The following is a 19,553-nucleotide window of genomic DNA, read 5'->3' as shown; positions in this document are numbered from 1 at the left end:
GGGAGGCCTGCCATTTCCTTTAGCAGACCGTGCCGTTTGCGCATGGACTCACAAAGTCGCATCCTTGGACCATGACGATACAAAGACTCGTTGCCGCCCGACAGCCTGAAGAAATCCTGGTCGGCGCCGCGATCGGTCTCGCCATGCTTTTCGCCGATACGCACGCCATGCAGGCCCATCTCGACGGGATCGCCAGGACGGCCGCAAAGGGCGCCCATTCCGTCCTGCTGTGCGACCGCGCCGGCTCAGCCCTCCTCGACTGTGGTCCGGCGATTCTGACGACCGTTCAGTCAATTCTCGTTCCACACATCAGGGCGCGCTGACGAGCCAGTATCGTGGCCTTGTGTCAGCCCAACCACACCGCCGACTTTGCCGGGAGGCACGATCGGCGAGCTCACACCAACCTCAACCCATCCCCAAGCGACGGCCGATCTCACGAGCGGATTAGGCCACACCCAGATCAGCGCCCAGGACGCTCGCGTGTCTGTTCAGTGTCCGCGCCTCATTCGCCGCCCCAACGACCTGAGTCGATGATCTACGTCAATTGGGTCCGAATACCCGACCAGAGAGTCAGGCTTTAGGGTGCCCCTACAAAGCGGCGCGGCCTCAGGTATCGACCGTCGCATTCAGCGCGTTGGTCTGGATGAATTCGCGGCGCGGCTCAACCACGTCGCCCATCAGCTTGACGAAGAGGTCGTCGGCTTCGTCGTTCTGGTCGTTCTTGACGCGCAGCAGCGAGCGCACGTCGCGGTCGAGGGTGGTTTCCCAGAGCTGGTCCGGATTCATCTCGCCGAGGCCTTTGTAGCGCTGCAGCGAAACGCCCTTCTTGCCGATGGCGTTGACCGCGTCGAACAGGTCGCTCGGGCCATTGACGAGATGGTCGTCGCCCTTGCGGCTGAGCACGCCCGGCTTGGCATAGGCTTCCCGAAGCGAGGCGGCGGCAGCGGCGAGCTTGCGTGCCTCCGAACTGGCGAGCAGGCCGGCATCGAGAGCCGCGACCTGCTTCACGCCGCGCACCAGCCGCGAGAAGATGAAGGCGCCATCGGCCACCTTGCCCTCCCAGCCGCGCTCGATCTCGTCCGAGACGGCGTCGAGACGGCGCGCCACATAGGCTGCGGCCTCGGCAAGCTGTTCCTCGCTCTGGTCCGTTTGCGGACGCAGGGCGCCGGCGATCGCGGTCTGCTCGACGACGCGCCGGTCATAGCGCGAATGCAGCTGCGCCAGCGTATTGCGTACGCCGCGCGCCTCCTCGATCAGGGCGCGCAGATCCGGGCCACCGCGCTCCGCCCCGTCGCCGGTGCGGAAGACCGCGCCGTCGAGCGCGCTGTCGACGAGATAATCCTCGAGCGCGCGTTCGTCCTTGAGATAGGTCTGCGACTTGCCGCGCGCCGCCTTGTAGAGCGGCGGCTGGGCGATGAAGAGATGGCCACGGTCGATCAGCTCCGGCATCTGCCGGTAGAAGAAGGTCAGCAGCAGGGTCCGGATATGGGCGCCGTCGACATCGGCGTCGGTCATGATGATGATCTTGTGGTAGCGCAGCTTCTCGACGTTGAAGGCGCTGGAGTCCCTCTCGTCGCGGCCGATGCCGGTGCCGAGCGCCGTGATCAGCGTGCCGACCTGATCGGAGGACAGCATCTTGTCGAAGCGTGCCCGTTCGACGTTGAGGATCTTGCCGCGCAGCGGCAGCACCGCCTGGTATTCGCGGGCCCGGCCCTGCTTGGCCGAGCCGCCGGCCGAGTCACCCTCGACGATGAAGAGCTCTGACTTGGCCGGATCGCGCTCCTGGCAATCAGCCAACTTGCCGGGCAGCGAGGCAATGTCGAGCGCGCCCTTGCGGCGGGTGAGGTCGCGCGCCTTGCGGGCGGCCTCGCGGGCGGCGGCCGCCTCGGCGACCTTGCCGACGATGGTCTTGGCCTCGTTCGGATGCTCCTCGAGCCAGGTCGAGAGCGCCTGGTTGACGACGTTCTCGACGACCGGGCGAACCTCCGACGAGACCAGCTTGTCCTTGGTCTGCGAGGAGAATTTCGGATCGGGCACCTTGACCGAGACGATCGCGGTCAGGCCTTCGCGGCAATCGTCGCCGGTGAGCGAGACCTTCTCCTTCTTCGAAATGCCGGAGGTTTCGGCATAGCCGGTGACTTGCCGCGTCAGCGCCGCGCGGAAGCCGGCGAGATGGGTGCCGCCATCGCGCTGCGGGATGTTGTTGGTGAAGCAGAGCACGTTCTCGTGGTAGCTGTCGTTCCACCACAATGCGACGTCGACGGTGATGCCGTCCTTCTCGTTCGAGAGCATCACCGGCTTGGAGATGATCGGCGTCTTGGCACGGTCGAGATAGCGCACGAAGGCCTCGACGCCGCCGTCATACATCAGCTCTTCGCGGACGACCTCGGCATGACGGGCATCGGTCAGGACGATGCGCACGCCCGAATTCAGGAAGGCGAGTTCGCGCAGCCGGTGCTCGAGCGTCTTGTAGTCGAACTCGATCATCGTGAAGGTTTCTTGCGACGGCGTGAACGTCACCTCCGTACCGCGCCTGTCGCCGGCCGGGCCGACGACCGCGAGCGGCGCCACCGCGTCGCCATGGCGAAACTCCATGAAATGCTCGTTGCCGCTGCGCCAGATCCGGAGCTTGAGCGAGACCGAGAGCGCGTTGACGACCGAGACGCCGACGCCGTGCAGGCCACCCGAGACCTTGTAGGAGTTCTGGTCGAACTTACCGCCGGCATGAAGCTGGGTCATGATGACCTCTGCCGCCGAGATGCCTTCCTCGGTGTGGATATCGGTCGGGATGCCACGACCGTTGTCGGAAACCGTGACCGAGCCCTCGGCGTTCAACGTCACCGTGACGAGGTCGGCGTGGCCGGCGAGCGCCTCGTCGATGGCGTTGTCGACGACTTCGTAGACCATGTGGTGCAGGCCCGAGCCGTCATCGGTGTCGCCGATATACATGCCGGGGCGCTTGCGCACCGCATCGAGGCCCTTGAGCACCTTGATCGAGTCGGCGCCGTAGTCTTCGGCGCCGTTGGTGACGTCTGTCATGCAGGGAGTCCTTCGGCGGGCGAGCGTGGCGCCCGCGATCAGCTTGATTCGTCTACCGAATATAAGCGCTCAGGATGGCTTTTTCACGTGCGCACGCACGCGTACGCGAGAGTAGCGGATTTAGCCAGAGAATGTCGCGATCGCATCGAGGAAAACCTCGCCATACTGGGCGAGCTTGCGTTCGCCGACGCCTTCGATCGCCCGCATCTCCTCGAGGCCGAGCGGTCGCTCGCGCGCCATCGCGATCAGCGTCCGGTCGGTGAAGATGATGTAGGCGGCGACGCCTTCCTCGCGGGCGATGCTCAGCCTGAGTTGTCGCAGATGCTCGAACAGGGCGGCGGTGTCGCCATCGAGCCCGTCGGCGCGGGCCGCCTCGCGCTGGCCGCGGCGCGAGCGCCGCTCGGCAAGCGGGTCGACACGCAGTGCGATCGGCTCGCGGCCGAACAGGATGTCCTCGCCCTTCGGCGTCAGGCAGAAGCCGCCATGCTCGATGCTGGCTTCGGCGAGCGCGCCGGCAGCGAAGAGCTTGCGGGTCAGCGCCATCCAGGCGCCCTTCGGCTTGTCGTTGCCGACACCGAACGTCTTCAGCCCGTCATGGTTCTGGCGGCGGATCGCCTCGGTCTGGGTGCCGGTCAGGATGTCGGCGAGATGGCCGGCGCCGAAGCGCTGGCCCGAACGCGCCACCGCCGAAAGCAGCTTGCGTGCATCCAGCGTCGCGTCGGCAAGCTCTGGTGTGGTCGGCCCGCACAGATCGCAGCGGAACGGCGCGTCGCCAGAGTTCTCCTGACCATGCCGACAGGGCGGCACCGACTCGCCGAAATAGGACAGCAGGGCCGAGCGCCGGCAGAGCGCCGATTCGCACAGGTCGATCATGGCGTTGAGGCGCTTGTGCTCAATGCGGCGGCGCTCCTCGTCGATCTGCTTCTCGTCGATCTGGCGGCGGCGCAGTGCCATGTCGTCGACGCCGTAGAGGGTCAGCGTATCAGCGGGCAGGCCGTCGCGGCCGGCGCGGCCGATCTCCTGGTAGTAGCTCTCGATCGAGCCCGGCATGTCGGCGTGGACGACGAAGCGGACATCCGGCTTGTTGATGCCCATGCCGAAGGCGATGGTGGCGCAGACGACGACGCCATCCTCCTGCAGGAAGATGTCCTGGTTGCGGTTCCGCTCCGCCTGCTCCAGCCCGGCATGATAGGCATAGGCTTTCCAGCCCTTCTCGCTCAGGCCTGCCGCGAGCCGCTCGGTCCGGCTGCGCGAGGAGCAGTAGACGATGCCTGAGCCGCCGCGATGGACTTTCAGGAAATCGTCGATCTGCCGGCGGGGCTGCTCCTTCGGCGCGAAGGCGAGCTTCAGGTTCGGCCGGTCGAAGGAATGGACGACGAGGTGCGGCGGCGCCGGGAAGAGCTGCTGGGCGATGTCGTCGCGCGTCTGGCGATCGGCGGTCGCCGTCAGCGCCGTCACCGGGACATCGCCGAGCGCCTCGCGCACCTTCGAGAGCAGCCGGTATTCCGGGCGGAAGTCGTGGCCCCATTGCGAGACGCAATGGGCTTCGTCGATGGCCAGCCGCGTCACGCCCAGGCGTCGCAGGCGGGCGACCAGGCCTTCGCCGGCGAGCCGCTCCGGCGAGACGAAAAGCAGGCGCAAATCGCCGGCATTGAGCCTGTCCCAGGCCTGTGCCGCCTCAGCCTCGCTGTTCATCGAGTTGAGCGAGGCGGCGGACACGCCGGCGCGAACCAATTGGCCGACCTGGTCGCGCATCAGCGCGATCAGCGGCGAGACCACCAGCGTCAGCCCGCCGGCGGCCAGAGCCGGCAGCTGGTAGCACATTGACTTGCCCGAGCCGGTCGGCATCACCGCGAAAACATCGCGGCCCGCGAGCGCGGCCTCGATCACCTCCCATTGCCCGGGGCGGAAATCGTCATAGCCGAAAACCGACTTCAGGATCGCGCGGGCTTCTGATTCGCGGGGCGCCGACATGGCCCGGATGTGCCGGATTCGCTCCATGAAGGCCAGCGCCGCGACGAAACCATCCCCGCTTCTCGCAAGCCGGCTTGATCGGTCGTGGCCCGTGCCTCACGTTGCGGCAGCTTGGCAAGGAGAGCCATGATGCGCCTGCCGTTGACCGCCACCTTCTGCTTTCTCGCTGCTCTTGCGCAGGCTCGGCCGCTAGAGCGCGAATTGCCGCCAAAAGAAAACGCCTGCTGGGAGCGCAGCTACGATGCCGCGCATCTCGCCAGCCATCCCCGGCAGAAGGTTACGAAGATCCGCCTTCTACACAGCCCGCGGAACTGGCAACCGGGCGAAGGCGGCAGCCTCTACGTCATGCTCTACATCAACCTGCGCGAGCGCGTGAACGCGGGGCAAAATTTCGACTATCAGCTCAGCGGTTTCTGCAGGGCGGCCGGGCAGGGCCTGCGCTGCGTGCCGGAATGGGAGGCCGGCAGCTGGCGGATAGAGCGCGGCCCCAACGGGACGCTCGACATCCGCAATGCCGGCATTACCGCCAATCCAAACCCCTATGATGCCGAGGAGATCGCCGACGATGCTGTGAGCATTCCGGCGAAGCCGGATGACGGGCTCTGGCGCCTGTCGCCGGCAAGCGGGCGGTGCGAGATCGAGTAGCCGGGTTCAGGGATGGAGCGCCGTCACCTTCACCAGCCGCGCCACCATCTTGTCGCGCATGCCGCGCAGGCGCTTGTCGGCGAAGTCGCCGTCTTCGCCATAGGCCTTGTCGGCGCCGTTGACCGCCAGCATCTCCGGCACCAGCAGCGCGCCGAAACCGAGTTCGAGTACGGTCCGCAATTGGGTGAGGCAGCGATAGGTGCCGAGATTGCCGGCCGAGGCGCCGCCGATGGCGACGACCTTCTCGCGCAGGCCCGGTCCGCCGGAGCGGACGATGCTGATCCAGTCGAGCGCATTCTTCAGCGCAGGCGGATAGCCCGCATTGTATTCGGGGCTGGCGATGAAGAGCCCGTCATGAGCACCGACCAGCGCCGCCAGCGCCTTCGCCTCATCAGGCGGGTCGTTGTCGAAGGCGCGCGCGTCGATCAGCGGCAGTGGATAGTCGCCGAGCGAGATCTGTGTCACCTCGGCCCCTGCATCCTTGAGATTCCCGGCGATCAGGGTCGCGAGCCGGGCATTCATCGAGCCCGGGCGCCAGGAACCGGCGAAGACGAGGATCTTGGGCATGGTCACTCCGACTGCGCGGCCGGAGCGAGGGCCCCGGCTTTCTCATGTCGCGATGTCGAGGCGATGCGGGTGTCCCGTCAAGTCTGCGTCGTTAGGGCTTGGCGCGGCGATAGACCCAGACGCGTGCAGGCGGGATGTTGCGCAGCACCCAGTCGGAAACCTCAGCCTTGAGGTGGGAGCCCTTGCGCGGCACCGGCGAGATCACCGCATAGGTGAACTGGATGAAGGGCGCGCCGGGGCGCAGCACATTGGTGAAAGCGTCCTGTACCAGCTCCGTACGTTCCGCCGGCGGCTTGTTGAACAGCGGCAGCGAGGAGACCACCGCGCTCGCTTTTTCGGTCAGATGCCCGGCGAGCGTCGCTGAGAGCGCATAGGCATCGCCCTCGATGACCGTGGCCTGCGGGAAGCGGCGGCGCAGCAGCTCGCAGAATTCCGGGCTGTACTCGACCAGGATCAGCCTGGACTCGTCGATGCCGCGCGCGATCAGCGCCTCGGTGACCGGGCCGGTGCCGGGGCCGATCTCGACCACCGGCCCCTCGGCCAGCGGGTCGACATAGGACGCCATGCGCTTCGCCAGGAACGGGCTCGAGGGGGCGACCGCACCGGTGCGGCCGGGCGAATCGATCCAGGATCTGAGGAAGCGGGCATCGTCGCCGAAACGCGCCTTCGCCTCATCGGCCGCCTTGCGGACGCGCGACTTGAACCTGTCGGCGGTGTTGCGAACCTCGTCCTCGACCTTGTAGCGCGCCGCAGCGACCCGCAATCTCGCTTCGGCGACGCTGTCGACGAGATCGGCGGCGGTCAACCGGACCTCGTGCTCCAGCCGCGCCGCGACGGACGAGCGTCCGAGGCGGGTGGTACGCAAGCGCTGACCGGAAGCGGAGTGGGCCATCCAGAACCTCAGTTTGGCGACGGAAATGGCCCGCGCCGAAGCGGCGTGACAATGCTGTGACGTTACGCCGCTGTCATATGGGGTCAAGAGCAGACCAAATCCAGCGATTTCTCGAGGGCTCGCGGAGCAGAGCGCTCAGATCAGCGGGCGCGGCTGCAATTCGCTGTCGAAGAGCTGCGCCATGCGTTCCGTCAGCCGGGGATTATGAACCGTGAGGCGGCCACGTTCGAGCGAGAACATCCCGGCCTTGCGCAGCCGGGCCCAGGTCTTGCTGGTGTGGACGAGCGACAGGCCCAGCGCATCGGCGAGCTGCTGCTGTGTCAGCGGGAAGGCGAAGCTGTTCTGTGTGACGAGGCCGAGCGCCTCGGCCCGGCGATAGAGTGAGATCACCAGCGCTGCGATCCGCTCCTGGGCGCTGCGCTGGCCGACCGAGGTCAGGTTCTCGTCGATCAGGCTCTCCTCACGCGATCCCAGCCAGGCGAGCTCATAAGCCAGTGCCGGCATCCGCCCGAACAGCTCATAGGTGCGCCGGCGCGGGAAGACGCAAAGCTCGACGTCGGTCAGCGCCTCGATGCCGTGCTGGGAGGCGCTCAGCAGCGAAGCCTGGAGCCCGACGAGATCGCCAGGCAAGAGGAAGTTGAGGATCTGCCGGCGCCCGTCCGGCAGCGATTTGTAACGGAAGGCCCAGCCGGAGAAGAGCGTGTAGAGCTCGGCGTCCTCCTGTCCAGGATGGATGATGTCGCTGCCCGCCGGCAGTTGCCGGTGGTCGAGCTTCATTGCCTGGATGAAGCTGATCTCCTCGTCGGACTTGTCCTTGAAGGCCGGCATCAGCCGCAACGGACAGGCGAGGCAGGACGGGCTGCGGTGATTGCGATGATTGCTCGATGCGACGATCACGCAGGGCTCCCTCGCCAGTCCGGAACTCCCGGCGAACGCTTGCGTTTTCTGTTTGGCGCGAAAGTCCCTGCTTAGCAATCGCGCTCCGTTGTCTCACGGCGGAATGGCTCTGGAGGCCGTCGCATGAAACCACCCGCCTCCGGGCTGCGGCGCTCGCGCCTGCGCCAGTTCTTTCGCGTGGCCCGGCGCTTCTGGACCGGGAAGAGCCGGCTGCGTGCCTGGACCCTGACCGCGGCGGTCCTGTTGTTCGTTGCCACTCAGCTCGGCGCTGCGGTTGGCGTGAATGCCTGGAACCGGCTGTTCTTCGATGCGCTGGAGAAGCGCGACCTCGACAAGGTCTGGACGACGGTCGGCTGGTTGCCGCTGATCGTCGCGGCGTCGGCGGCGTCGTTGTCTTGCCTGGTGATCAGCCGGATGCTGTTGCAGATGCGTTGGCGCGAATGGCTGACATATCGCCTCGCCGGCTGGTGGATCGCCGACCAGCGCTATTACCGGATGCAGTTCGTCGCGCCAGACCAGAGCGCACCGGAATACCGCATCGCCGAGGATGTCCGCCTCGCCATCGAGCCTCTGGTCGAGTTCGCCATCGGGTTGCTCAGCGCCTTCGTCACGGCGGTGACCTTTGCCGCGATCCTCTGGCAGGTCGCCGGTACGGCGCGCTTCACACTCGGTGGGGCCGAGATCGTGATCCCCAGCTATATGGCGATCGCCGCGATCGTTTATGCGATCGTCGCCTCGCTCGCGGCCTATTTCGCCGGCCGGCCTCTGGTGCCACGCATCGCCGCCAAGAACGAGGCCGAGGCGCAGTTCCGCGCCGAGATGACGCGCCTGCGCGAGAACGCCGAGAGCATCGCCCTGATCAAGGGCGATGCCGACGAGCGCGATTCCGTCAGCGAGAACTATGGCCGGATCGTCGCCGCCTGGCTGAAGGTGATCCGGCAGCAGGCTGTCATCGCGATCGTGCTCAACACCAACGGAGCGCTCTTTCCGATCGTGCCGTTGCTGCTGATCGCGCCGAAATACCTGTCGGGCGAGATCACGCTCGGCGCGGTCATGCAGGTCGTCGCCGCTTTCAGTGCCGTGCAGGCGGCGTTGATCTGGTTCGTCGACAATTTCGTCCGACTGGCGGAGTGGTTCGCTTCGGTGACGCGCGTCGATGAGTTGGCTGAGACGCTCGAAGCGCTCGACGTCGGCGCGATCATGGAAGGCGAGACGCGGATCGAGCTGGGCGAGAGCGAGGACGGAGCGATCCATATCGCCAATCTCTCGATCGCCCACATCAATGGCCGCATCGTCATCGCCGACGCATCCGTCGTGATCGCGCTGGGCGAGAAGGTGCTGATCGCCGGCGAGAGCGGAACCGGCAAGAGCACCTTGATCCGGGCGATCGCCGGCCTCTGGCCCTGGGGCTCGGGCTCGATCACGCTGCCGCCTGGCAAGCGCGTCGCCTTCGTGCCCCAGAAGCCTTATCTGCCGATCGGCACGCTGCGCAACGCTCTGCTCTATCCGGAGGCCGAAAGCCGGGTCGACGACGCGGTTGTGACAGAGGCGCTGAAGCGCTGCGGTCTTGCCTATCTCGGTCGTAGGCTCGACGAGGAAGAGCGCTGGGACCAGACCCTGTCCGGCGGCGAGCGCCAGCGCGTCGCTTTCGCGCGGCTGCTGATCCAGAAGCCTGACATCATCATCATGGACGAGGCGACCTCGGCGCTCGACGAGGCCAGCCAGGACTCGCTGCTCGGGCTGATCGAGAGCGATCTCTCCCATGCGACGATCATCAGTGTCGGTCATCGACCGGGCCTCGAGGATTTCCACGAACGCAAGATCACCTTCGAGAAGCGTGAGGCTGGCGCGCATCTGACTTCGAAGCGTTTGACCAGGTCGCTCTGGCGGCTGTTCCGCCGCCGCGAGGCCGCCAACGACCAGACCGCAATCTGAAAAAGAATCCGGATCGCCGCGAATCCCATGCAAACCGGAACAAGTTCCCGCCGAACGGGTTGAGAAACCGTCCCGCCTTTGAAAGCGGTCACACGAACGGGAGAGCGAAGATGACCACCGCCAGCCTTGCCCCCTTCAAGCGCGCTGCCACCTTCTTCGGCGGCATGGCCTTGGTCGTGACCGCACTGACCATGGGCGCCTCGATCCAAAGCGGCTTTGGCGAGAGCTCGGAGGCCACCGCCCAGGCCAAGCTCCAGCGCGGCGCGCCGGCCGACCTGCAGTTCGCGGCGGTCAACCCGGCTGAGATGCGCCGTGACTTCGCCCACCGGGTCGTGCCGACCTCGCAGCGCGAGGCCAGCCTCAAGGGCAACACCGTCCTGCGCTGATCCGAGCTTCTGGCGGAACCGATCCGCCGCCCGCGCGTAATTGATGTGCCTGACCAGCAAAGCCGCCGCGAGGCGGCTTTTTGCTGTACAGCGAGGTGAGGCCGGCTGGGGACGAACATGTATCTGCGTATTCGCCACGCGACGACCTATCGCTATGCCGAACCGGTTCGGTTCGGCGCGCATCGGCTGATGCTGCGCCCGCGCGATTCCTTCGATCTGCGCGTGATCGACACGGCGATCACGATTTCACCGCAAGCCAATCTGCGCTGGATGCACGACGCTTATGGCAATCCGGTCGCCATGGCGGCCTTCGCTGGCAGTTCCGACACGCTCGATATCGTCAGCGAGCTCGTTGTCCAGCGCTTCGGCTCGGCCTTGCCGCGCAGCAGGGTGGAGCCCGACATCGAGAGTTCGGAGATCAGCTACACGCCGGCCGAGCGCGCCGTGCTCCAGCCCTATCTCGATCTGGCCGCGGCTGACCCCAACGGCGCTCTCGATGTCTGGTTGCAGGAGTTCAGGGCGCGGCTGAACGGCGGCCATCTGCTTCGGGCGCTGGCGCACGAAATCAGCACCGGTCTGACTTATGCGGTCCGCTATGACGAGGGCACCCAGCACCCGCTCGACACGCTGCAAATGGCGGCGGGCTCCTGCCGCGACTATGCGTGGCTGTTCATCGAGCTGGCGCGCCGCCTCGGCTTCGCCGCCCGCTTCGTCACCGGCTACATCCACGACCGTTCTCCGGAGAGCGGAGCAATGGCCTCGGTGGTCGGGTTGACCCATGCCTGGGCCGATGTCTTCATCCCCAATGACGGCTGGGTCGAGTTCGATCCGACCAACGACCTCGTGGCCGACCGGCAATTGCTGCGCGTCGCGGTAGCGCGGGTGCCGGAGGATGCCTCGCCGATCTCCGGCAGCTATGTCGGCCCGGCCGGCGCCTTCGTCGGGCTCAGCGTCGGGGTGGCGATCACGCCGACGGAAGGACTAGGCTGAGCCGCGTCGCCTTGGTGCGGAAAGCCGTGGCCGAGCCGCCAGATGCCGAGGCTCCGGCCTTGCGGCGGGCTGATCTCGATCGCCTCGATCTGCATCAGCAGTCCGGCGAACAGGCGCGGTGGAGCGATCCGCGGAGCATCGCGATCAGTCGTGATCGCGATGTCGATGAGGTTCGCTTCGGCATGCGTCACGGCAAGGTCGATGGCGATGCCGGGGGCGGCCCGTAGCGCGCGAGTGACCACGTCGACGATCAGGAAGCCGAGCGGGATGATCCGGTCGATCGGCAGGGTCGCTTCCGTCTCGATCCGGCTCTCCAATCGCTGCGTCCGGGCAAGGATCAGGCTCGAGATCATCGCGATGACATCATCGAGGAAGAGGTCGATGCGCACCGGCTGCATCTCGCCGTCGGCGAGGGTGAAGCGATAGGCCGCCGACAGCACATGGACACGGCATTCCGCATCCGAGAGCGCCATGCGCGCCTCACCTTGATGATCGCGCTTGGTGAGGCCGATGTAGCTCTGCACGACCTGCAGGCTGTTCTTGACCCGGTGGTGCAGCTCGCGGACCAGGAAGCGATTGTCGTCGAGCGCGAGCCTGAGCTTGCTCTGGCGTACCTCCTGCTCGTCAACCATCGTATTGAACGCTTCGGCGACGCTGCGAATATCGCGTGGCATCTCATCCGAGAGCGGGACGCGGGCACTGGCCGAGCTTGCTCTCGCCCGGGCGGTCGCTTCGATGCCCCGCAGCCAGCGCACGCAATGCTGGTCGATCGCCTTCATGTAGACCAGCCCGAGCAAGGCGAGGGTCAGCAACGGCGCCAGCAGCAAGGTATAGAACAGGGTCATTGCGGCTTGCTCTGCCTTGCCATCGAAGCTGACGACGACATAGAGGTCAGGCTCGGCCACCATGCGGGCGGCATAGGCCCGGCCCGGCCCCACCCGGCTCGAAGCCGTCCATTGCGCTGTCTGCTCCGGCACCGTCTCAACCTTCGGAAGCCACGATGCATCGGCCTGCGCGCCGCCGCGCGCCACCACGACCTCGCCGCCCCTTCGAACCAGCGCCGCCATCATGCCCGCATCGCCGCTGCCGAGGTCGAAGACGTCGTCGAGCGGGTCCGGCTTGGTCAGCAGGAGAGCGTCGCCCTCGTCGAACTCGGCATAGATGGCGAGGTAGGAGCGGCCGGTGATGCTGACCTGGTCATAGCGGCCCTTTGCGAATTCGGTGCTGCCCCAGAGCTTGATCGGTGGGCGGATAGCGAGCTGGTTGGCGATCGCGGTGAGTTCGCTATGGGCGATGCTGCTGCCGAGCCCGCTAAGGCAATCTGGCCGGCCGGAGACGCGCAGCAGCAGCGCCTCATAACCCGACACCGCGGCGATCGCCCTCTCGGCGACCCGGTCGCAAGCGTCTGAAGCGGGTGGCATGGCGCGAATCGCCGTAGCACTGACGACCAGCGAACGCAGAGCGCCGCGATACCAGACGCGGGTGCGCACGGCGAAATCATCCGCCGCCCGCGTGTGCGACGTCTGGATCGCCTCGAAAACGGTCCGGTAGGTCGCGACCGCCGCCGCCGCCGTGAGGCAGGCTATAGGCAGGACGATCGCGACCATCAGTGCCAGCAGGCGGCCACGGACCGTCCTGAACAGCGAGAGCGCCATCAGCTGCTGACGGTTTCGGGCCCGGCGCGCTGGACTGCTGCGGTGATCCGGCGATCGGGGCCGAGATCGTCGACGCCGCCGATGGACAAAAGCTCCGCCAGCTTGGCGCGCGCGCGGTTGACGCGACTCTTGATCGTGCCGATGGCGACGCCGCAGATCTCGGCCGTCTCCTCATAGGAAAGCCCGGTGGCGCCGACCATGATCAGCACCTCGCGCTGTTCTTCAGGCAGCTTCGCCAGCGCCTTGCGGAAATCGGCGAGGTCGAGGTGGCTCTCCTGGTTGCCATGGGTGGCGAGCCGGTCGGCATAGGTGCCGTCGCTGTCCTGCACCTCGCGTCCGCGCTTGCGATAGAGCGAATAATAGGTGTTGCGCAGGATGGTGAAGAGCCAGGCCCGCAGGCTCGTGCCGGGCTGGAACTTGTCGGCGTTGCCCCAGGCCTTGAGCAGGGTGTCCTGGACCAGATCGTCGGCAAGCTGCATCGATCCCGACAGCGACGCTGCGAAGGCGCGCAGATTCGGGATTTCGGCGATCAGCCCTTCCTTGAAGTCAGCTGTGCTCATTGGCACCATCCTCGGTGCTCAGGCGTCGCTCGGTCGCCTCGAGCTGGGCTAGCAAGACCAGGAACCGATCCGGGATCGGCGCCGTGACGAGGTCCTCGTAATGAGCCTTGAGGGATCGACCGATCGATTCTTGCACCCTCGGATCGAGCACCACCTCCTCGTCGATTTCGGCTCGGGCCGCTTCGGGCGGATCGGCATTCATCAGATTCATGATCCCTCGCTCCATCGGCGCGCCGACATTCCGTCGATCACGCCTGTCCACGCATCGCACGCTCGTTGACACGCTTGCGCGCGACTGCCCCGAAACGCACCTTCATTCGGCCCAATAACGAGGCCGAATGAAAAAGGTTCCGCTGAGAACAAAAAATATTTTTCTTGTCATAACAGTGACTTGGGTGCTCTTCTCCGCCAACTTTGTCTAGAGCCGGATCCGATCAGGTTGAACCAATCCGATCGGTGAATCCGTCTCTCACTTTTGGTTGGAGCCCATGCCGATCTGCTTGCACTGGAAGCTGATCGGCGCGGGCTTCGGGGGATAGCATGATGTCCATCGCCACTGAAATCGCGCCGCATTTGCCGTATTTGCGCCGTTTCGCCCGGGCGTTGAGCGGCACCCAGGCAAGCGGCGACGCTTATGTCGTCGCCACGTTGGAAGCGCTGATCGCCGACCCCGGCACCTTCCCGCGTGAATTCGGCCCGCGAGTCGGCCTCTATCGTCTGTTCCTGCAGATGTGGTCGTCCGTGGGCCTCAACACGCAGGCTGCGGCGCCAGAGGCGGACCGCTCGGCCGCAGAGCGCAATCTCGATGCGCTGACACCGCGTTCGCGCCAGGCCTTCCTGCTGCGGACGGTCGAAGGGTTCCCGATCGAGGAGGTCGCCCAGATCATGAATGTCACCACAAGCGACGCCGCCGGCCTGGTACAATCCGCCGGTCAGGAAATTGCCGAGCAGGTCGCCACCGACGTGCTGATCATCGAGGACGAGCCGATCATCGCCCTCGACATCGAGACCATGGTCGAGGAGCTCGGCCACAGGGTCACCGGTGTCGCCAGGACGCATCGCGAGGCGATCGCACTCGCCGCCAAGAAGCGCCCCGGCCTGGTGCTCGCCGACATCCAGCTGGCGGATGGCAGCTCCGGCCTCGAGGCGGTCAACGAGATCCTCAGCGCGATCGAGGTGCCGGTGATCTTCATCACCGCCTATCCGGAGCGCCTGCTGACCGGCGACCGGCCGGAGCCGGCCTTCCTGATCACCAAGCCGTTTCAGCCGGAAGCGGTGAAGGCCGCGATCAGCCAGGCGCTGTTCTTCGACCGCCGTGCCGGCCGCAAAGCCGCCTGACCACCAGCCGAGGTGACTGGGAACAAACCGGCCGGCCCTCGCGTTGCCCCGACCCGGGCGATGCGAAGGAAATCGGTCATGTCCATGGCTTTGCTGGCAGCGTTGATCGTCGCAGCCTCGCTGACGGTCCTGTTCTCGGCCGTCGGCTGACGGCATGCCAAAGCGCTCGCTCGTCAGGCAAGGCGGCTATGCAGTCGTGATCGCGCTGGCCGGTCTTGCCGGCGTGGGCCTCGCATGGGGCCGTGAATCCCGCCCGGCAAACACGCTTTTGCCCCCGCCGCGGCCCACCTCTTTACCGGCTGCAGCTCCGATACCCGCTCCGGCGCCGCCAGTTGCGCCGGGCAATGCCGAACCTGCCGCTGTTGCAGAAGGCAGCGCTTGCCTCCGGATTCTGACTGCTGTGGCTGGAAACCAAATCCGCCCGGCAACGCCGGCAGCAAAACCGGAAACGGAGGATTGCCGGGTGGTCGATCCGGTAGTGGTCGAGGCGATGGCGGTCCGCACCCCGTCGGGACCGGCGCAGGTCAGGCTGCTTCCTCCGCCGACAGTGAGCTGCGAGCTGGCGCGCGCGGTTTCGCTCTGGCTCGACACCAGCCTGCAACCTTTGGCGCGTGGGGCGTTCGCGCGCGAGCTGACGGGACTTCGCGTCGGTGGCGGGCATGAGTGCCGCAGGCGCAATCGCCAGACGCAAGATCAGCTGAGCGAGCACGCCACGGGGCGGGCGCTCGACATCTTCGCCTTTCAGCTCGGCGACGAGAAGCAGGGTGGGACGGTGGTATCAGTCGAGCGGCCGAACGGTCTGGAACAGGTCCGCTTCTTAGATGCGGTGCGCCAATCGGCCTGCGGCGCCTTCATGACGGTCCTTGGCCCCGGCTCGGACACAGCCCACGCCAATCATCTGCATGTCGATATTCAGCAGCGCCGCGCGGCATCGAGCCGCTTCTGCCAATGATCTCGGCTCAGCTCTATGACGCGATCGTGAAGATGCTGTCCGGCACGTCGGACTGCGCGGCCGTCGGCGGCGGGCATCTGCCGCTCGACCAGCTCTCACGCCGGCGCGCGAGTTCCGCCAGCGCCGAATCATGATCGAAACCCTCGCGCAGAAGTTGTTCGAGCTCCCAGAATGGCGGAAGATCGCGCGCCAGCGTGGGCGTTGGGAATATCCGCACCGGGTCGGCCCGTCCTTGCTTTGGCATTTGCGCGTCCACTGTTCTGTTCCCGTCAACGCAAGCACCGGATTGAGGTTCCGGATTATTTGGGAACTATGGAGCGATTGGGGCGCTTTGGTGCGGTTTCGAGGCACGGTGCGGATGGTAGAACCGGGCCGGATCGAGGGCGAGATGCTTCCGGGACAGGGCTCAGGAGAGAGTGAATGAGACGTTTGATCGGACTGATCCTCCTGGCCGCCGGATCGAGCCTGTCCGCGGCTCCGGCCCTGGCGCAGAGCGGTGCGCCGGCCGGGCGCCTGACCTGCACAATCGGCGCGGGTCTCGCGCAGGTCGTCGCGACCCAGAAGCCACTCGACTGCCGCTTCCGGCCGCGGCGCGGGCCCCTGCAGACTTATTCAGGTGTGATTCGCGGCTTCGCGCTCGATGCCAGGACGGTCGGGCGCAGCCTGCTCGCCTGGCGGGTCTACGGTCCCTATGCGCGTGCGCCGCTCGGTGTCCTCAACGGTCCTTATGCTCGCAAGCAGGGCGAGGTTGCCCTGACCGGCAGCGTCGACAACGATGTCCGGCTGGTGCCGCGGGCTCTGCCGCTGCAGCGCGGCGCCAATGTCGCGCTCGGCGTCACCGCCTTCGAGCTCAACCTGGTCCGGTCGCCGCGCAAGCGCTGATCGTCGATGCTTACGCTTTCCTAACCATATCCTAGCAATTTGAATTGAATTTGAAGGGTTTACAGCGGAGAATCCGGCCCAGAGCGGAACAAGGCTGATCGAGCGGGCGTTCATGAAGCTCACAAGCAGGTAAATCAGCTTGGGGCGTATTGTGAAATTAGAAGGTTATCTGGGGCTCATGTCCGGTATTCGGATCCTCATCGTCGAGGACGATCCCTTTATCGCGATGGATATCGAGAGCGCCGTGAGCGAAGAGCTCGGTGACGACGCCGAGCTGATCGTGGTCGAATCGATATCGCAGGCGCGCCGCGCAGCCGATCTGCCGCTCTCATGCGCTTTGCTCGACATCGACGTCGTCGGCGGCAACACCTTCGGCATCGCCGCCAGTCTGCGCGCCAAGGGAACGCCGCTGGCGTTCGTTTCAGGCTCGGCGCCGAGCGAGGTGCCGCCAGAGCTGCGCGACGTCCGCTTCGTGCGCAAGCCCTTCTCCGCTGACGAGCTCAGCCGTTTCGTTTCAAAGGCCGTGAACAAGGTCTGAGGTCGAGCGGCTACTCCGCAGCCTCTTCTTCGGCCGGTTGCTCTCGTTTCGGGAAGGTGACGGCGACACGCGTGCCGGGGCGGGCGGCGGTGTTCGGGTAGAGTGGTTTGACCTCCATGCTGGCTCGCATGCTGCGCAGCAGGCTGTTGATCACCGACTTACCCAACCCTGCCGTCTCCTGATCCTCCGGCATTCCAACGCCGTCATCCTCGACCGAAAGGACCAGATCGTCTTCGAGCGTGCGGCCGAGGCGGATGGTGATCTTCCCCGCGGCACCATCGGGAAACGCATGCTTGATCGCGTTGGTCACCAGCTCATTGATGACAACGACGAAAGAGACGGCGTCGCGGCCCGGCAGGCGGATCGCATCCATCGCCAGGTCGATCTCGATCGGCCGACCCTCCGCGGCCTTGCCGATCTCGGCCAGCAAGTCTTCCAGATAGGGCTGGGCCTCGATCTCGTCGGCCTCGATGTCGAGCCGCAGGCGGCGTTGCCCCGCCGCGATCGCCTGGATGCGGGACTGCGCCTGGGCGAGCGCCTGCTTGACGGCCGGCTCACGCGTCTGCCGGCTCTGGACGTTGAGGAGCGCGGAGACCATCGCCAGATTGTTGCCGACGCGATGGTTGACGTCGCGGAGCAGCGCCTCGATGCGCAGCCGCTCATTCTCGAGCTGGAGCGTTCGTTCGCTGACCTTCCGTTCCAGCTCGGCATTGGAGCTGGACAACGAAACCGTTCGCCGATGCCGAACCCGCAATTGCAGCCAGGCCGCGAAGCACAGGCCGGTCAGGGCAACGAGGATGCCGACGCTGGAAAGGACGCGGCGGCGGGCCTCGCGGCGACTGCTGGCGCTCAGGCGAAGGTTCTCTTCGAGCTGGATCGCGCTCACGACCTCCCGCAGTTCCTGGGTGAGTCGGTTGCCCGTTCCCTGCGTCACCAGGGTGGCGACGTCGCCGCGCTTGTCGGCGCGCATCAGCGCGATGCTCTCGGCCATCTCGGCGAGCTTGCGATTGGTGATGCTGCGGGCGTGCTGAATGCGCTGGATCTGGGTCGGGCTGTAGGCGACGAGGCGCTCTATCACGTCCAGGCTTGGGAGCAGCTCCGCCCGCCGCTCGTTATAGGGTTCGAGATAATGTTCGTCGCCGGTGAGCAGGAAGCCGCGCTGCCCGGTTTCCGCGTCGAGCATATTGCTCAGAAAGCGTTCGCTGCGTTCACGGATGTCGATTGAGCGCGCAACCAGTCGCGAGGCCTCATCGGCCTGCATGTTGATCCAGCCGGCGATGAGGACGGCGGCAGCAACCACGACGATTGCGATCGCCGCCGAGGAAGCGGTGTAGAGGCGTGTACCGAGCAAGGGCAGTCCCGGCATCAGCCAGCGTGGACGGAGGTTCAGCTGGGCATTCATTAATGCCTTGAATAGACGCTGGCGGCGGATCGCCAAAGGTAAAAAGACAGACCGCTCCCAGGCGGGCTCTGCAAAAGGCGACCTTTTCAGAGGCGATCCGTCTTATTTTTCAGCGTCATCGCCCTGTGCAAATTGCCGGCCCAGAATGAGGCCGAGCAGCACAACGCCGCCGACGAGCCCGGCGCGCCAGCCGAGTTTGCGGCTGCCGACAAGCGATGCCGCGATCGGGGCTGCGGCGACAGCGGCAGCCAGGCGTCGATCCGGGCGCGGCCGGCTCTTCACATAAAGCGCAATGCCGAGCATGAGCAGCGAAGCAGCGAGCAGCCCGCCGGCGATCGATAGGCTGGCGGTGATCGCCCCGTAATGCAGCGTCAGCACCGTGTGCAGCGCATTGAGGGCGTAGCCGACCGCAGCAGTCGCTAGCACGCCCGCCAGCAAATAGAGCACGATGACCGTGACGTTGCGGCGCACGGCGCCGCCGATCTCGCGCGTGACCAGACCGGTCAGCCCCCCAAGCATGGTCTTAGCGCGCCGAGAGGAAGCCGACGAACAGCCCGACCGCGGCCGCCAGTCCCAGCGCCCGCAATGGCCGCTCGCGGATCTCGCGGATGATCAGCTCTTCCAGGTCGCCAGCCTGCTCGCGGGCGACCTCGACCATGCGGTCGGTGTCGACGCCGACAGCCTTAAGCTTGCTGCTGACGGTTGCGGCGAGGTCTTCGGCCCCGCGCGTGAGACTGGCTTCGATTTCCTCCGCCTCGCCCTTTACGCGGCGGCCGGCGCGGCGGGCGCGCTCAGCCGTGTCGGATGCGGCGTCGGAAACCTCGTCCTTGGCGCGTTTGACCGAGGCCGCGGCTTGTCGCTTTGCGGTGCTGCTGGTTGCGGCCATCAAACGGCTCCCTTG

At 66.0% G+C, this 19,553-nt stretch carries 21 protein-coding genes; 9 read left to right on the top strand and 12 right to left on the bottom strand.

Annotation, left to right across the window (positions count from 1 at the left end; genetic code table 11):
* Window positions 1-71: 71 nt before the first annotated feature.
* Window positions 72-323, top strand: a complete 252-nt coding sequence (locus ACSQ24_RS25540) for a hypothetical protein (RefSeq protein ID WP_436097402.1) — start codon at window positions 72-74, stop codon at window positions 321-323.
* A gap of 283 nt (window positions 324-606) precedes the next feature.
* On the opposite strand, the gene gyrB is transcribed toward ACSQ24_RS25540, so the two are convergent.
* Both gyrB and recQ read right to left on the bottom strand, forming a co-directional pair.
* Window positions 607-3,039 (bottom strand): DNA topoisomerase (ATP-hydrolyzing) subunit B, encoded by a 2,433-nt coding sequence (gyrB, locus tag ACSQ24_RS25535; protein ID WP_436097401.1) that lies wholly within the window; start codon window positions 3,037-3,039, stop codon window positions 607-609.
* 120 nt (window positions 3,040-3,159) lie between these two features.
* The gene (gene recQ, locus ACSQ24_RS25530) at window positions 3,160-5,013 is read right to left on the bottom strand and encodes a DNA helicase RecQ (RefSeq protein ID WP_436097400.1); all 1,854 of its coding nucleotides are present in this window, start codon (window positions 5,011-5,013) and stop codon (window positions 3,160-3,162) included.
* Between the two features lie 126 nt (window positions 5,014-5,139).
* Here recQ and ACSQ24_RS25525 point away from each other — a divergent pair, with 126 nt between their 5' ends.
* Complete coding sequence (locus ACSQ24_RS25525; protein WP_436097399.1) at window positions 5,140-5,658, top strand: hypothetical protein; 519 nt, start codon at window positions 5,140-5,142, stop codon at window positions 5,656-5,658.
* Between the two features lie 6 nt (window positions 5,659-5,664).
* Here the strand turns inward: ACSQ24_RS25525 and ACSQ24_RS25520 are convergent, their stop codons facing one another.
* From ACSQ24_RS25520 to ACSQ24_RS25510, 3 genes are all read right to left on the bottom strand, one after another.
* The gene (locus ACSQ24_RS25520; RefSeq protein WP_436097398.1) at window positions 5,665-6,225 is read right to left on the bottom strand and encodes an NADPH-dependent FMN reductase; all 561 of its coding nucleotides are present in this window, start codon (window positions 6,223-6,225) and stop codon (window positions 5,665-5,667) included.
* Between the two features lie 91 nt (window positions 6,226-6,316).
* On the bottom strand, window positions 6,317-7,117 hold the full coding sequence (locus ACSQ24_RS25515; protein WP_436097397.1) for a class I SAM-dependent methyltransferase: 801 nt from the start codon (window positions 7,115-7,117) through the stop codon (window positions 6,317-6,319).
* Window positions 7,118-7,252: 135 nt separating this feature from the next.
* Window positions 7,253-8,014, bottom strand: coding sequence for a Crp/Fnr family transcriptional regulator (locus ACSQ24_RS25510; RefSeq protein ID WP_436097396.1), 762 nt, complete (start codon window positions 8,012-8,014; stop codon window positions 7,253-7,255).
* A gap of 123 nt (window positions 8,015-8,137) precedes the next feature.
* Between ACSQ24_RS25510 and ACSQ24_RS25505 the strand changes: the two genes are divergently transcribed.
* From ACSQ24_RS25505 to ACSQ24_RS25495, 3 genes are all read left to right on the top strand, one after another.
* A complete protein-coding gene (locus tag ACSQ24_RS25505) occupies window positions 8,138-9,949 on the top strand; it encodes an ABC transporter ATP-binding protein/permease (RefSeq protein ID WP_436097395.1) in 1,812 nt (603 codons plus the stop codon).
* 110 nt (window positions 9,950-10,059) lie between these two features.
* On the top strand, window positions 10,060-10,335 hold the full coding sequence (locus ACSQ24_RS25500; protein WP_436097394.1) for a hypothetical protein: 276 nt from the start codon (window positions 10,060-10,062) through the stop codon (window positions 10,333-10,335).
* 117 nt (window positions 10,336-10,452) lie between these two features.
* On the top strand, window positions 10,453-11,325 hold the full coding sequence (locus ACSQ24_RS25495; protein WP_436097393.1) for a transglutaminase family protein: 873 nt from the start codon (window positions 10,453-10,455) through the stop codon (window positions 11,323-11,325).
* On the opposite strand, the gene ACSQ24_RS25490 is transcribed toward ACSQ24_RS25495, so the two are convergent.
* Genes ACSQ24_RS25490 through ACSQ24_RS25480 form a run of 3 tightly spaced genes read right to left on the bottom strand, consistent with a single transcriptional unit; the run spans window position 11,250 to window position 13,751 of the window.
* A complete protein-coding gene (locus ACSQ24_RS25490) occupies window positions 11,250-12,980 on the bottom strand; it encodes a sensor histidine kinase (protein ID WP_436097392.1) in 1,731 nt (576 codons plus the stop codon). The genes ACSQ24_RS25495 and ACSQ24_RS25490 overlap by 76 nt on opposite strands.
* Window positions 12,980-13,549, bottom strand: coding sequence for a sigma-70 family RNA polymerase sigma factor (locus ACSQ24_RS25485; RefSeq protein WP_436097391.1), 570 nt, complete (start codon window positions 13,547-13,549; stop codon window positions 12,980-12,982). The genes ACSQ24_RS25490 and ACSQ24_RS25485 overlap by 1 nt, the downstream gene beginning before the upstream one ends.
* A complete protein-coding gene (locus ACSQ24_RS25480; protein ID WP_436097390.1) occupies window positions 13,527-13,751 on the bottom strand; it encodes a NepR family anti-sigma factor in 225 nt (74 codons plus the stop codon). Before ACSQ24_RS25480 ends, ACSQ24_RS25485 begins: the two co-directional genes overlap by 23 nt.
* Before the next feature lie 332 nt (window positions 13,752-14,083).
* Between ACSQ24_RS25480 and ACSQ24_RS25475 the strand changes: the two genes are divergently transcribed.
* Both ACSQ24_RS25475 and ACSQ24_RS25470 read left to right on the top strand, forming a co-directional pair.
* A complete protein-coding gene (locus ACSQ24_RS25475; RefSeq protein WP_436097389.1) occupies window positions 14,084-14,878 on the top strand; it encodes a response regulator in 795 nt (264 codons plus the stop codon).
* Between the two features lie 154 nt (window positions 14,879-15,032).
* Window positions 15,033-15,830: an extensin-like domain-containing protein gene (locus ACSQ24_RS25470; RefSeq protein ID WP_436097388.1), complete on the top strand. Its 798-nt coding sequence runs from the start codon at window positions 15,033-15,035 to the stop codon at window positions 15,828-15,830.
* 13 nt (window positions 15,831-15,843) lie between these two features.
* Here ACSQ24_RS25470 and ACSQ24_RS25465 read toward each other — a convergent pair whose 3' ends face one another.
* Complete coding sequence (locus tag ACSQ24_RS25465; RefSeq protein WP_436097387.1) at window positions 15,844-16,086, bottom strand: hypothetical protein; 243 nt, start codon at window positions 16,084-16,086, stop codon at window positions 15,844-15,846.
* A 164-nt stretch (window positions 16,087-16,250) separates the two neighbouring features.
* Between ACSQ24_RS25465 and ACSQ24_RS25460 the strand changes: the two genes are divergently transcribed.
* Window positions 16,251-16,712, top strand: coding sequence for a DUF992 domain-containing protein (locus ACSQ24_RS25460; protein WP_436097386.1), 462 nt, complete (start codon window positions 16,251-16,253; stop codon window positions 16,710-16,712).
* A gap of 139 nt (window positions 16,713-16,851) precedes the next feature.
* Entirely contained in the window at window positions 16,852-17,250 is a 399-nt protein-coding gene (locus tag ACSQ24_RS25455; RefSeq protein WP_436097385.1) for a response regulator, read from the top strand.
* Window positions 17,251-17,260: 10 nt separating this feature from the next.
* Here the strand turns inward: ACSQ24_RS25455 and ACSQ24_RS25450 are convergent, their stop codons facing one another.
* The 3 genes from ACSQ24_RS25450 to ACSQ24_RS25440 form a co-directional block, all read right to left on the bottom strand.
* Window positions 17,261-18,652, bottom strand: coding sequence for a sensor histidine kinase (locus ACSQ24_RS25450; protein WP_436097384.1), 1,392 nt, complete (start codon window positions 18,650-18,652; stop codon window positions 17,261-17,263).
* Between the two features lie 102 nt (window positions 18,653-18,754).
* Entirely contained in the window at window positions 18,755-19,171 is a 417-nt protein-coding gene (locus ACSQ24_RS25445) for a hypothetical protein (RefSeq protein ID WP_436097383.1), read from the bottom strand.
* A gap of 4 nt (window positions 19,172-19,175) precedes the next feature.
* Window positions 19,176-19,538 carry a glycine zipper domain-containing protein gene (locus ACSQ24_RS25440; protein WP_436097382.1) on the bottom strand — a complete coding sequence of 121 codons (363 nt, stop codon included), beginning with the start codon at window positions 19,536-19,538 and terminating at the stop codon, window positions 19,176-19,178.
* Window positions 19,539-19,553 lie beyond the last annotated feature (15 nt).

This window comes from Allobosea sp. LjRoot237 (genome assembly GCF_964253285.1).
In the GTDB taxonomy this organism is placed as follows: Bacteria; Pseudomonadota; Alphaproteobacteria; order Rhizobiales; family Beijerinckiaceae; genus Allobosea.
The sequence above is the reverse complement of the archived record's forward strand: the minus strand, read 5'-3'. Positions and strand labels throughout refer to the sequence as shown.

Coding starts and splice junctions, on each gene's coding strand:
- ACSQ24_RS25540 (WP_436097402.1), top strand. CDS start 72: ATGACGATACAAAGACTCGTTGCCGCCCGACAGCCTGAAGAAATCCTG.
- gyrB (WP_436097401.1), bottom strand. CDS start 3,039: ATGACAGACGTCACCAACGGCGCCGAAGACTACGGCGCCGACTCGATC.
- recQ (WP_436097400.1), bottom strand. CDS start 5,013: ATGTCGGCGCCCCGCGAATCAGAAGCCCGCGCGATCCTGAAGTCGGTT.
- ACSQ24_RS25525 (WP_436097399.1), top strand. CDS start 5,140: ATGATGCGCCTGCCGTTGACCGCCACCTTCTGCTTTCTCGCTGCTCTT.
- ACSQ24_RS25520 (WP_436097398.1), bottom strand. CDS start 6,225: ATGCCCAAGATCCTCGTCTTCGCCGGTTCCTGGCGCCCGGGCTCGATG.
- ACSQ24_RS25515 (WP_436097397.1), bottom strand. CDS start 7,117: ATGGCCCACTCCGCTTCCGGTCAGCGCTTGCGTACCACCCGCCTCGGA.
- ACSQ24_RS25505 (WP_436097395.1), top strand. CDS start 8,138: ATGAAACCACCCGCCTCCGGGCTGCGGCGCTCGCGCCTGCGCCAGTTC.
- ACSQ24_RS25500 (WP_436097394.1), top strand. CDS start 10,060: ATGACCACCGCCAGCCTTGCCCCCTTCAAGCGCGCTGCCACCTTCTTC.
- ACSQ24_RS25495 (WP_436097393.1), top strand. CDS start 10,453: ATGTATCTGCGTATTCGCCACGCGACGACCTATCGCTATGCCGAACCG.
- ACSQ24_RS25490 (WP_436097392.1), bottom strand. CDS start 12,980: ATGGCGCTCTCGCTGTTCAGGACGGTCCGTGGCCGCCTGCTGGCACTG.
- ACSQ24_RS25485 (WP_436097391.1), bottom strand. CDS start 13,549: ATGGTGCCAATGAGCACAGCTGACTTCAAGGAAGGGCTGATCGCCGAA.
- ACSQ24_RS25480 (WP_436097390.1), bottom strand. CDS start 13,751: ATGAATCTGATGAATGCCGATCCGCCCGAAGCGGCCCGAGCCGAAATC.
- ACSQ24_RS25475 (WP_436097389.1), top strand. CDS start 14,084: ATGTCCATCGCCACTGAAATCGCGCCGCATTTGCCGTATTTGCGCCGT.
- ACSQ24_RS25470 (WP_436097388.1), top strand. CDS start 15,033: ATGCCAAAGCGCTCGCTCGTCAGGCAAGGCGGCTATGCAGTCGTGATC.
- ACSQ24_RS25460 (WP_436097386.1), top strand. CDS start 16,251: ATGAGACGTTTGATCGGACTGATCCTCCTGGCCGCCGGATCGAGCCTG.
- ACSQ24_RS25450 (WP_436097384.1), bottom strand. CDS start 18,652: ATGAATGCCCAGCTGAACCTCCGTCCACGCTGGCTGATGCCGGGACTG.
- ACSQ24_RS25445 (WP_436097383.1), bottom strand. CDS start 19,171: ATGCTTGGGGGGCTGACCGGTCTGGTCACGCGCGAGATCGGCGGCGCC.
- ACSQ24_RS25440 (WP_436097382.1), bottom strand. CDS start 19,538: ATGGCCGCAACCAGCAGCACCGCAAAGCGACAAGCCGCGGCCTCGGTC.